This is a genomic window from Staphylococcus sp. HMSC065D05, from assembly GCF_001813195.1.
Lineage (GTDB): Bacteria > Bacillota > Bacilli > Staphylococcales > Staphylococcaceae > Staphylococcus > Staphylococcus epidermidis.
Window position 1 is genome coordinate 38511 of the sequence record NZ_KV811741.1, and the last position, 12615, is coordinate 51125.

Consider the following 12615-nt stretch of genomic DNA (forward strand, 5'->3'; position numbering starts at 1 on the left):
AACTCAATCATTTTCTTTATCAGTGAAATCAAACATGAACATTTAAATTATAAAGCTCGCTTCTTCGAACGAGAAAATGCTTATGTGTAATTTCATTGAAAAATTAGTGACAACTGTCATTCACAATTATTCTTGATTATAATTTTATCATTTATTAACCAGATTCTTAAATAAATAGCTTTTATATCATTAATATCTTCACCTCAGATATACAAAAACTACTAGTATATAAGATATATCTTTTATATGCTAGTAGTTTAAAAGCTTAAACAATCAATCGTCTATTTTATTAATATATTCTTTTTCTTTATAGTATAATTTTTCTCGTCTTTCTTCTCGTAGTTTTGCACGTTTTTTTAATTCTTCTGGCGTATTAAACTCTTTTTGACTTAACAAGATAGTTGATTGTCTAGGTGCATCGTCTTTCCTGTACATATATGCACCATTACGGTAGGCTGCTCTACATATCAAATGCATTCCAACCGGAGAGGTAAGATTGATAAAGACTAGTGATAATAATAATCTGACACTGAAAAAACCTGAATTCACAATAAAATAGATTAGTACACCAACTACAGTTAGTAATACTGACAATGTAGAACTTTTCGTTGAGGCGTGACTTCTTAGAAAGACATCTTGAAATTTTACAATCCCTATTGCACTAATTAATGCAATAATACTTCCTAAGAAAATAAATATCGCAGCAATGAGACTAACGATGTCTTTTATGATTTCCATTGAAGACACGTCCTTCCCCGATGAATCTTGAAATTGAGACCGAACTGACAAACGAAATAATTGCAATTAACATGATTGAGTCTAAATAAGATACCGAATTAAAAATAACGCTCATCACGCCAACAATAGACATAACAACAGCACTTGAGGCATCAAATGATACAACTCTATCAGCAGTAGTGGGACCTTTAATTAATCTGACTAGACAAACAAGTAGTGCCATACCAAAAATCACCAATGCACTTATAATAAATATTTGAGTGAACATTTCAATCATCGTGTCACCTCCAAAATTAAATCCTCATACTGCTTAATACTTTTTAGAAGATGTTCTTTATCCTTTTCTGACACATCAATACTGTGAATAAAAAATTTATTAGTATTTTTAGAAATTCGAATAACTGTCGATCCTGGAGTAATAATAATTAAAATCGTTAAAAAAGTAATAGCCCAATTACTTTTTAATGAAGTTTCATATGTGAGCAAACCTGGATTAACTTCATTCGTCTTAAATAAGATGTAATTTATGGTACTTATACTAGAAGTAATAAGCTGGTATAGGTATACAGCTAAAAATTTAATAGCCACCCATATCTTTTTCAAATAAAATTCTTCACCAAAAAAGCGATGTAGAATATAAATCACAATTAAACCAATTAAAAATCCAGCAAAGAAGGTTGTAAATTTAAATTCATCTTCATCTTGAAAGAGTACCCAAAGGAACGCGATAACAATATTTAAAACAACTTGCTTCACTTACGATTAACCTCCTTCAAATGTGTATTTACATTCTTTTGAAAGACATCTTCTTTCATATTAAGATTTGTTGCATCCTCTGTTACTTTTAGAACAACAGGGGCTGCAATACCCATCGCTAATATCACAACAACTAAAACACTAAGTAAACCTTTACGATAAATAGGTAGTGGTCTAAATTGTACCTGTTCTCCATCAGCATCACCAAAATACATTATAAACATCACTCTAAAAAGACTATACATAGCTATTAAACTTGTCACAATCATAAGTGCTAAACCAATATAATTACCATTTGTAATAGCCCCTTGGAATATTAAGACTTTACCCGGAAAACCACTAAATGGAGGCACGCCACCTATAGCAAAAATTACCACGACAAATGCAACACCAAAGAATGGTTCTCTTTTTGCCAGTCCACTTAAATACTGATAATTTCGATAGCCCGACATATAAACAAGACTACCAATTACAAAAAACAATAATGTCTTAACGATAATATCATTGGCTAAGTAGAAGATAGCACCATTTACACCTGGTATAGTATGAGAACCTAAACCTAAAATAATGAATCCGATAGACAAAATAACTTGATAAGCCGCAATTTTCTTAATATCTTTGTAAGCGATGACACCAAACGCACCGATAATCATTGTGATACAAGCCATAAACACGAGCAATGTATGCGTAACGCTTGGATGATGATCGAATAGTAAGGTAAAAAAACGAATAAGTGCATAAGCCCCAACTTTTGTCATCAATGCTGCAAATAACGCCGCAAGTTCCGTATTAAGCACTGCATATGCTTTAGGTAACCACATGAAAATTACTAGTGCTGCCTTTGAACTAAAAGCAACTAAAAATACTAAAGATATTATCGTTATTGTTTGATTATTTTCCATATGATTCAATCGCATCGCTAAATGTGAGAAATTAAGTGTTCCGACTGTCTTATATAACATGCCAATTCCTAATAAAAGCAACCACGAACCTAAAATATTCAGAACAACATATACTATCGCTGCACGTAATTGCTCAACAGATTGTCCTAATGTAACAAGTACAAACGAAGCAAGAAGCATAATTTCAAACATCACGTATAGGTTAAATAAATCAGAAGTTAAAAACGAACCAATAACACCCACTGTTAATAAAAGGATAAATGTAGGAAGGTGAAATCGATTGACTCGCTTCTCTCCTCTACCAAAGCCGTATGCCATTATTAGCGTAACAACAAAAGATGATACTGACACCATAAGCAAACTCAATGAATCACCTAGAAATTGAATGCCGAAAGGTGCTTTCCATCCCCCAAAATCAAGTGTTATCGGTTTATGATTAACAACATAAATAAGTAAAGCAATTGAAATAATTGTATTAACAATCATAGTTGTAATGGATAGGATTTTTGAAATTTGATTTTTATTTTTAGTGAAGACTAAAATTAAAGCACATACAAAAGGCAACAACATAGGCAATATTATTAAATTACTCATCATCTTCATCACCTTTCAATGCACTTATTTCATCTTCTTTAGTTACTCTGTAAGTTCTATATATTAACACCAATAAAAACGCAGTCATGCCAAATCCAATCACAATGGCTGTTAAAACGATGGCTTGTAATAAAGGATCAACAAAGTTTTGAGCATGACCTTGAATAAGCGGTTCAGACATATGAGGTCCATATTTCCCCATACTCATAATAATTAAATTACCGGCGTGTGTATAAATAGAAATACCAATAACAATACGAATTAAATTAATAGATAAAATCATATAAGTTCCAATAAATACTAAAAATCCTATCACAAGGAGTAATATTAAATTCATGATCTACCCCCACTTATAGATAGCATAACTGTAACAATCACACCCACTACTGTTAATAAGATGCCAAGCTCAAATAAAGTCACAGTAGTTACATGAACATGTCCTAGTAATGGAAACGCTACATTTGCTTCAGTCTGATATAAAAATGGCTTTCCAAAAAACATAGGCACTGATGCAGTTGCAACAGATATGAGTGAACCTATAATCATTAATTTTTTAAAATCAATTGGCAAGCTTTTCAACACTTCATTTACATCAAAGGCAAGGAACATTAAGATAAATGCCGAGCTAAAAATCAAGCCACCAATAAAGCCACCACCTGGATTATTATGGCCAGCAAAAAATACATAAAATCCAAATGTTAACAAAATAAACACTACAATTTTTGTAACTGATTTAAGTACTACATCATTCTCTTTCATCTTGTCCCCTCCTATCTTTGTAATTAAGTAACGTATAAATACCTAATCCAGCTATGATTAACACTAGTCCTTCAAACATAGTATCTAAAGCTCTGAAGTCACCAAGTATCGCATTGACAATATTTTTTCCACCTGTAAGTTCATATGCATCTTCATAAAATTTAGCAATTGAAGGCATACCATCTGCTTGTTGAGCAACAAAAATAAGTGATACCACCGTCAATGCCATAACAAGTGACACAATGATTTTGAAGGTCTCTTTTTTTAAATTTGCCTTAGCTCGAGGGATGTTAGGTAGTCTCGAAAAACTAACAATAAATAAGATTGTCGTAATCGTTTCAACAACTAACTGTGTTAAAGCTAAATCCGGAGCTTTCATTGTAATAAAATATAATGTAACTGCGAATCCAATCATTCCATTCAATACCACCATCGTTAGTCGTTGACGAATAAAGATTAATGAAATGCCGATAATCAATGTTACAACTGATAGGATAACTTCCAACGGTCCGAAAGAACTAACATGAAGCTGATGTACATGTGGAAAACCCACAGTCAAATATCCATAAACTACAATAGCTACAAAAATAAATAATGTAATCATGATGTAATAATTCAATTTATTATTCATCAATGCACGTATACCACGAGCTGAGTATAATTCAAATTCTCTATAAATTTTCCGATAGCCATCTGTAATCGAAGCTCTTTTGATTATTTGATGCGTAACCTCTTTCCAATTCACAACTAGAGCTAAAATAAGTCCAATAATAATAACAACTATACTTAAAATTAATGGAAGATTCACACCATGCCACTGAGAAATATGTGGTACAAATGCATCAACTTCCGCTCCTATCCCAGATACAGATCTGGTTGCGGGCAAAATAATAAAGTTGCCAAAAACGTTTGGAACAAAGAAGATAACTGGAATAAGTAACATTAAAATCACAGCTGGTAAACTAAATAGCCATGGTTCATGTATTTGTTTACGTTTAAACTTTTCTATATTGTATTTTCCCCAGAATGTTTCTTTTATCATGTAAAGTGCATAAGTAAAGGTCAAGATACTCGCGATGACACCTATTGAAACAATCACAAATGTTAATACGAAGCCATATTGATCAAGTTCATTTGCTTTAGTTAACGAATCTAAAAACATTTCCTTACTTAAGAATCCGTTTAAAAAAGGCACACCTGCCATAGATAATGCAGCGAGCAACATGACAATATGCATTTTAGGGAAGACTTTACGCATACCATTTAGCAAACGAATATCACGTGTTCCGGACTCGTGATCAATGATACCAACGCCCATAAATAATGCACATTTAAAAACCGCATGATTCATTAAATGGAATAAGCCAGCAAATAACACTAAAATATAAAACTTAGACAATTCATCTGATGTGTGCTGAGCATAACCTCCACCTAGACCTACCATTGTCATAATCATACCTAATTGACTTATTGTAGAATAAGCGAGTATCCCTTTTAAGTCGTATTGACGTAAAGCAGTTAAAGATCCAAATAACATAGTTATTAGACCAATAAATGTCACTGTATAAATATAAACATTACTAAGTCCCAATAAAGGTGTAAATCTAAATAGTAAAAAGATACCAGCCTTTACCATTGTTGCTGAATGAAGATAAGCACTTACTGGTGTAGGTGCTGCCATGGCCTTTGGTAACCAAATATGAAACGGAAATTGTGCAGATTTAGTAAAAGCACCTAATAAAAGCATCAAAATCATTGGTATAAATAATGGATGTCGTGAAATTGCATTGCGTTGATTAAGAATATCAGTAATTGTGTTTGTTCCCGTAATGATATATAAAATGATAAATCCTGTTAATAACGCTAGCCCACCAAACACTGTAATCATGAATGATTGAATGGCGCCTAATTGACTTTCACCATTATTGTACCAATAGGATATAAGCAAGAATGAGGAAATACTTGTGAGTTCCCAAAATACATACATTAAAATGGTATTATTAGCTATTACAATGCCAATCATACTGAACATAAATAATAGTAAATAGATGAAAAATCTAGGAAGATTGTCCGTACTGTGAGATAAATATTGCGTGGCATAGAAAAATACACCCACACCTATTAGTGAAATAATTAAACCGAACATTAAACTTAAACCATCTAATCTTAAATCTAAATTAATATCAATTGAAGGCATCCATGGTAATTGAACAGCAATAAATTTATTTCGAATCACATCTGGTATTTTCATAATAAAATATGTAGATGTCACAATAGGAGCTATTAATGCAACATAGCCCGCAATCTTTCTAAGTTGACGATGACTCAGAGTGAATAAAACTATGAACATGACTAATAAATTAGTCGCCATAAGATAGACTAAACTCATTTAACCCCTCCTTTTCTTTTTTCATTTATATTAAGTGTAATCATTGGGTGACGATTTGAAACACATCGTATTTCAATAAACCTCAATATTTCTAAAGTTATCTGATATCCAAAATATAGTTAAATGATAGAAATTGATATTCCCGATTGAAAGAAATGATAATCAAATATTTTTTATTAAATTAGTTAAATCAGCAAGTTTTAATCCTTATTATAGTGCAACATGATTTATGATTTGATATTGATAGTTGATTTGAATGCGTTTATTGAGCATACATTGATTCAAGCACTAACGCGTTCTCCCTATATGGTCATATCACAAAAGGTAACCTATTCTTATTTATATCCAAAAGGTAATAAAACTTTTATTTATATAAGAAAGAATCCATGAGGCTATCATTTTTCATTCATCTATAAACTTGAACTAATTCATTCTCATATTAAGAGTTCTTAATATTTTAATACTATATAAATAGCAAGTTTAGACACTGATCAATCTTTTAAGTTGGTTATTTTAAATATCAATTTCCACTTTTCTCTTTTACTATTTAACAATTCTACTTAACTCATATACCTTCAAAAACGGGTTTCATAATTAATGATAAATGACGCATGTATCACATCAAAGGCATTTGCCTAAATTTTTCAAAAAAAGTGACCTTTTTTTCAATCTATTTCGATATATATAGTGAAAGGAGGTTTTATTATGAATGAAGTCAATCAAGTGACGATTATCTTTACTCAAATCAAACATAATTCTGAGGGTAAAGTAGTCGAACATAAGCGTCGTTTTTCTAACATTAATCCGCTTGTTTCTAATGATCAAATCAAATCTTTTCGTTCCATCATTGAACGTATTAGTGGCGAAGAGTATGACAAAGTCGAGATCGTTAAAACAGAATCTTTAATTTAAGGAGGATACATCAGTATGTCAAAAACTTTGGAACTCATATTCAAATCAAATCTTAATAAACCCGTCAAACTACTATTACCCGATTTTAATGCTATTACTACAGAACAATTAATTAAAGAAAGTATGAACCAACTTTTAGAATTAGACATTTTAAGATTTAGTTTGGGAAAGCCTGTCAAAATTTATGCTGCACAACTTATTGATAAAAGTACAACTGTTATATTTGAAGATAAAAATTAATTCATAAAACACTATTTTTGACATTTTATTAAAAGTACTAAAATCATAAATAAGACTTTATGAAAGAACAAATTTTTTAAAATTGTCCAAGTCTAAAAATATAGAAAAAAAGAACTTAATTTACAATATTCTTTTATTAATATGAAGCGAGATATCAAATTCAAAATGATGTCTCGCTTTTTTAGTTCTAAAACTTGTTTAATGTGTATTTTATTATAATGATTCATCAAAATAGTATCGGCTGTATGACACCTTGGAACATTCACAACTTATTTCTATACTTTGCTTATGGCTCAATCATTTTAGAAACATGATTATGAATGGTATGATAATCATATTAAATTGAGAAAGTTGGTTTTTATCATTGTTTTTTCTATATCTTTTAGGAATTTTTGTTGGTATGTTACTTCCTATTCAAACTTCAATCAACTCAAGGCTAAGCCAATTTACCCGTTCATCTTTTTATGCTTCAACCATATCTTTTGCTGTCGGAACAATATGCTTACTTGTGCTTAATCTTATTGTTCATCCACAAGTATTAACACCAGAATTCTTTTCTAAACAAACACTTAACTATACTTGGGTCCTAGGAGGACTATTAGGTGTTATCTATTTAACTGGAAACTTATTATTATTACCAAGATTAGGCGCAGCACTTACTGTTGTTATTACGGTTACAGGGCAAATTATTATGGGTGTAATCATTGATACATTTGGATTATTGGGCGCCCATCAACAATCTTTTACAATATTTAAAGGTGTTGGAATTATATTTTTAATTACTGGAATTATATTTATGAATTATGTTCGTAGACATCCTGTTAATAGACATAAGAATACACCAATAGTATTCTGGTTGCTTATTGGATTCGTATTTGGTTTCGCTCCACCAATCCAAACAACAATTAACAGCACACTAGCTCAACACACACACTCATCCATATTTGCTTCGCTCATATCATTTAGCGTGGGTACAATAGCGTTATTTATATTAACATTAGTATTTAATCGTAGTCTGAAAATATCATCTACTCATAAAACACTAGGTAAGATTAAGCCTATTTATTTTATTGGAGGGATACTAGGAATGGCATTTGTAACATCTAATATTATTTTAATGCCTTTCTTAGGAGCAGCTTTAACTACTATAATTGCTATGATGGGCCAAATGATTATGGGGATTATTATCGATCATTTCGGTTTGTTGGGTTCACCTAAAAACAAAATAACATCACGTAAGTTAGGCGGATTATTATGTATAGCTATAGGTATTATTTTATTACGATTATTTTAATCCTCTTATTCTGAATAAAAATTTTCCGCTTATATTAATGTATATTCATCACACAAATAGATTTCTATTTCAAACTGCCAGCAAAGGTTTTGTCTTTGTTGGCAGTTTTTATGAGTGATTCTTCTTATAGTAACATTTATGTAGAACCTTATATTTTAAAATTAAAGATGGCCTTCTATTTTTCATTTTATTAAATTTATTCACTTTATTTTTCGAAATAAAACAATATATAAACATAAACTAATGCATATTTTAAAATTAATATATTTTTATTTAAAACAATCGTGTATAATAGCATTACAATAATATCAAGAGGTGAACATCCATGACCAAGCAACGCATCGTTATTTCTTCATTACTATTCATTTTTATTGTCACAACTTGTAGTTTTGGTTACATTACCTTCTCTAAATTGACTTCTGAAACAGAAGATATTAAAAATATAAAAACTATAAAAGCAAAGCCCAAAATACTCCTTTCAACAACTGGTATACAAACCCCTCTTAACAGCTACACTTTCTACTACACTCCCACTTTAGGACAACTCCAAAAGCTTTTAGTAAAAAATCATAGCAAAGTATCAAAAAACGCTCCAGTGTTAGAATATTACAATTATGAGAAAGATCATTTATATAAGCAACTCCAAAATACACTTAGTAATGAACGTAACAACAAAACTTTCAATTCTAAAAATGATTTACATTATTATTCATTCAATAATCAACTTAAATTACAAATGATTCAAACTAAATCCTCAATTAAGTCCACTTTATTTTCACCAATTAACGGAAATATTTCATATATTAATTCTATCCCTTCAAAACCAAACGAAAAGATACTGCAAATTAATAGCGACGAACGTATTATTCGTGCTAATATATCAGAATCTGAGCTAAATTTATTAAAAATTAATCAAAATATTTCTGTAACATCTAGTGACCACACTCAATTCACAAGTAAAATTAAAGAAATTTCGAATATACCATCAAAAATAAAAAATGGCGTCTCATATTACGATATTTCACTTTCTACACAACCCAATTATCGAATTGGAACACACTTTAAAATCAAATTAGCCTCAAATGACATAGAGTTACCTACGACAGCTATTATTCAAAAACGCTATGTTTTAATTCTAAAAAACGGGAAAATTAAAAAAAGAGAAGTAACATACAAAAAGAGTTTAAAAAGTGGGTATATCAATATAACTAAAGGCTTATTGATAGATGAAAAAGTTGTTAAAAATCCTACTTCTAAATTAATAAACATTTATATATAAAAATGTTAGTAAAATTCTTTCCAAAAAGTATTCTTTTTAGTATAATTTTTATTAAATTAAGGGAAATTAGAAACAATCTTATTTTTTTTGAATATAGCAAATGCTACATTGCTAATTCAAGTATAATCTTTAAAAGATAATTTGTTTTATAAACACTTATTTGTTTACTTCTTATTTTTATTTAGTTATAATTAACTAAATAATATAGCATTAAATATATTCTTTAAATTTAAATTAATACTATATTATGACAGACACTTTCGTATTTTCATAAGAAAAATAGATATAAATTAATAAATTAGGGTATAGTATCCAAGTAATCTTAATTCAATAATATAATTAACTATCTTTAAATTTAAAAGGATGGGTTTTAAGATTTATGGATATGATATAAATAGGGAGGTTTCATTAATGGCTATTTCAAAAATCAATGACTGCTTTGAATTATTAGCTATGGTCACTTATGCTGACAGATTAAAAGGTATAATTAAAAAAGAATTCTCAATCAGCTTTGAAGAATTTGCAGTATTAACTTATATTAGTGAGAATAAAGAAGATGAATATTATCTTAAAGATATTATCAATCACTTAAATTATAAACAACCTCAAGTTGTTAAAGCTGTTAAAAATTTATCTCAAGAAAATTACTTTAATAAAAAACGTAATGAACACGATGAGAGAACTGTTTTAATCTTAGTAGATTCTAAGCAGCGTAAAAAAATCGATGATTTACTTAAACGAGTAAACAACCGTATCAAAGAAGCAAATAATGAAAATGAAGTATAATGGCTAGGGAGTAAAACAGATATTTCTTTCACTTATGAAAGATAAGACTGTTTTACTCTTTTATTAAGTTAATACGATAGTGATCTGAGTCCAAACTTTACTGCTACTACAAAACCCTCAAATGATTTTCCGACAATAATCATTTAAGGGTTTTTATTTATGTTCTTATTTTTTAACTAACAAAATCTAAATAGAGTTTCAGGAATTTTTCTGGTTCCTCGATATGTGGTGCATGTCCTGAATTATCAAATACAATTTTTGTAACTTGATCATAATATTGATCCATATCATAATGACTTTTATTTTGTATGAGTGGGTCGTACTTACCATTCACAATTAAAGTAGGTATAGACACATTATGATGAACACGAGTTAAATCTTTAATATTAAGCAATGCACGTACTGCAATTGCACTTTCTTCCGGAGTTGGTCTATTGTATAATTTTTGGCTTTGATACCATTTCATTGCTTTATCTTTCTCTTTAAATAATTTAGAAAATAAAATAATCATTGCCTCAGATTTATTAAACCCTGCTAATTCTTCTTGGTAATCAACCATTAATTTGTTGAAACCATTTGCAATGTCCTCACTTTTAGCCGAAACAATTGTCAATGTAATCACTTTATATTGATATTTTTCAGTAAATTCACTTGCAATGATGCCCCCCATATCATGTCCTAAAATATGTGCAGAATCGATGTTTAATGCTCTCATTAAATCATTTAAATCTTCAACATGATCTTTTAATTCATATGATTCTGTTCGTGAAGATTTCCCATGACCTCTGACATCATAAGTAATTACTCTATACTGCTTCTTGAGTTCATTTTTTAAATCCTTAAATCCTGCCAAATTTCCATCTAATCCATGAATTAAAATGATGGGGATGCCTTCGCCTTCATCAATATAGTTAAGTTCAATCTGATTACAAATTTGAATTTTATTCATCTTGGCACCTCCCTTTAGTCATTTATATACCCATATTAAAATAGTGTTACGCTTTCAGGTTATTTTCAGTTTAATTAAATTATTTTTAGATTAAAATGGTGATTCATTTTCTAAAACAAGCTTTATGGTAAACAAATGATATATTTTAATAAATTAAAAAACTCAGAAAGATATGTCTAGCATATTTTCTGAGTTAAAATCTTTGTATTATGATGATTTAGTACGTGCAGATAAACGTATCGTATAAAAAATGATTAGCACAACAAGTATAATCCATATTGCTAAAGAGAAAAACTGTGCAATTTCCGGATTAGTTACCATTGCATCTATTGTTTTTTGACAAAATAGTAAGCCAACTCCAACAAATTCTATACGTTTAAAGAATATACCAACAAGACTTAGAATGATTCCAGCGAAAAATACAAACTGATGACCGTAGATAGAAATAGGAATAATAGCCCAATTAAAGTGAAATCCTTGCATAATTACTAGAATTAAAGCAATAATACCAATGATTATTCCAGTTCTCATTTCATACTTATTACTGTATAAATAGTTTTTTTTGGCAATACGCACATATAATATGAGTGTTATTGGAAATATGACTAAGCAATAAAATAAGCTTATACCGGTAATTGCTTGAAAAGGTACATATTGTTTATCGTACAAATATGAAATAAGAATAAAGTTAATGATAAAGAAAATCATTGGATTGAGTTGTAATGCAAACAAATTACGCTGAATTGTTAATATTAATTGCGCAGGTGATTTACCTCTATATTCAATGTAATCTTGATCTTTTTCTTCAGACTTTTTAATATCTTGTCGATATTTTTCTTTTATATCATCAATTAAGTGTGGTGACATTCCTTTGTGACTAAAATAATCATTAATATTTTCGAGTAATACTTTATCATTCGTACGCATGATTTACTCCTTTTCATTTAAATCTTGATGTAAATTGTAGATTTCATAAGTTAATTATTTTCAAATTAAAATTTTATCATACATCTTACA

Annotated in this window: 14 protein-coding genes; 5 read left to right on the forward strand and 9 right to left on the reverse strand. The window is 29.6% G+C overall.

The window, feature by feature from the left end; genetic code table 11:
* Positions 1-273: 273 nt before the first annotated feature.
* Genes mnhG2 through HMPREF2897_RS04415 form a run of 7 tightly spaced genes read right to left on the reverse strand, consistent with a single transcriptional unit; the run spans position 274 to position 6138 of the window.
* A complete protein-coding gene (gene mnhG2 / locus HMPREF2897_RS04385; RefSeq protein WP_070592737.1) occupies positions 274-738 on the reverse strand; it encodes a Na+/H+ antiporter Mnh2 subunit G in 465 nt (154 codons plus the stop codon).
* On the reverse strand, positions 713-1015 hold the full coding sequence (gene mnhF2 / locus HMPREF2897_RS04390; RefSeq protein ID WP_001832031.1) for a Na+/H+ antiporter Mnh2 subunit F: 303 nt from the start codon (positions 1013-1015) through the stop codon (positions 713-715). Before mnhF2 ends, mnhG2 begins: the two co-directional genes overlap by 26 nt.
* Positions 1012-1494, reverse strand: coding sequence for a Na+/H+ antiporter Mnh2 subunit E (gene mnhE2, locus HMPREF2897_RS04395; RefSeq protein WP_002445825.1), 483 nt, complete (start codon positions 1492-1494; stop codon positions 1012-1014). Before mnhE2 ends, mnhF2 begins: the two co-directional genes overlap by 4 nt.
* Entirely contained in the window at positions 1491-2993 is a 1503-nt protein-coding gene (gene mnhD2, locus HMPREF2897_RS04400; protein WP_083310223.1) for a Na+/H+ antiporter Mnh2 subunit D, read from the reverse strand. Before mnhD2 ends, mnhE2 begins: the two co-directional genes overlap by 4 nt.
* Entirely contained in the window at positions 2983-3327 is a 345-nt protein-coding gene (gene mnhC2, locus HMPREF2897_RS04405; protein WP_001832057.1) for a Na+/H+ antiporter Mnh2 subunit C, read from the reverse strand. The genes mnhD2 and mnhC2 overlap by 11 nt, the downstream gene beginning before the upstream one ends.
* On the reverse strand, positions 3324-3749 hold the full coding sequence (mnhB2, locus tag HMPREF2897_RS04410; protein WP_002474372.1) for a Na+/H+ antiporter Mnh2 subunit B: 426 nt from the start codon (positions 3747-3749) through the stop codon (positions 3324-3326). The genes mnhC2 and mnhB2 overlap by 4 nt, the downstream gene beginning before the upstream one ends.
* The gene (locus HMPREF2897_RS04415; RefSeq protein WP_002445822.1) at positions 3736-6138 is read right to left on the reverse strand and encodes a DUF4040 family protein; all 2403 of its coding nucleotides are present in this window, start codon (positions 6136-6138) and stop codon (positions 3736-3738) included. Before HMPREF2897_RS04415 ends, mnhB2 begins: the two co-directional genes overlap by 14 nt.
* A gap of 705 nt (positions 6139-6843) precedes the next feature.
* On the opposite strand from HMPREF2897_RS04415, the gene HMPREF2897_RS04420 reads away from it, so the two are divergent.
* From HMPREF2897_RS04420 to sarA, 5 genes are all read left to right on the forward strand, one after another.
* Complete coding sequence (locus HMPREF2897_RS04420) at positions 6844-7050, forward strand: sigS mRNA-stabilizing protein SroA (protein ID WP_001832147.1); 207 nt, start codon at positions 6844-6846, stop codon at positions 7048-7050.
* Positions 7051-7065: 15 nt separating this feature from the next.
* On the forward strand, positions 7066-7290 hold the full coding sequence (locus HMPREF2897_RS04425) for a DUF2922 domain-containing protein (RefSeq protein WP_001832040.1): 225 nt from the start codon (positions 7066-7068) through the stop codon (positions 7288-7290).
* Between the two features lie 364 nt (positions 7291-7654).
* Positions 7655-8584, forward strand: a complete 930-nt coding sequence (locus HMPREF2897_RS04430; RefSeq protein WP_002487600.1) for a DMT family transporter — start codon at positions 7655-7657, stop codon at positions 8582-8584.
* Positions 8585-8909: 325 nt separating this feature from the next.
* Positions 8910-9863: an efflux RND transporter periplasmic adaptor subunit gene (locus HMPREF2897_RS04435; RefSeq protein WP_002445819.1), complete on the forward strand. Its 954-nt coding sequence runs from the start codon at positions 8910-8912 to the stop codon at positions 9861-9863.
* A 411-nt stretch (positions 9864-10274) separates the two neighbouring features.
* Positions 10275-10649, forward strand: a complete 375-nt coding sequence (gene sarA / locus HMPREF2897_RS04440) for a global transcriptional regulator SarA (protein ID WP_002475867.1) — start codon at positions 10275-10277, stop codon at positions 10647-10649.
* A 172-nt stretch (positions 10650-10821) separates the two neighbouring features.
* On the opposite strand, the gene HMPREF2897_RS04445 is transcribed toward sarA, so the two are convergent.
* On the reverse strand, positions 10822-11598 hold the full coding sequence (locus HMPREF2897_RS04445) for an alpha/beta fold hydrolase (RefSeq protein ID WP_002445817.1): 777 nt from the start codon (positions 11596-11598) through the stop codon (positions 10822-10824).
* A gap of 207 nt (positions 11599-11805) precedes the next feature.
* A complete protein-coding gene (locus HMPREF2897_RS04450) occupies positions 11806-12525 on the reverse strand; it encodes a hypothetical protein (protein ID WP_002445816.1) in 720 nt (239 codons plus the stop codon).
* Positions 12526-12615: the final 90 nt, after the last annotated feature.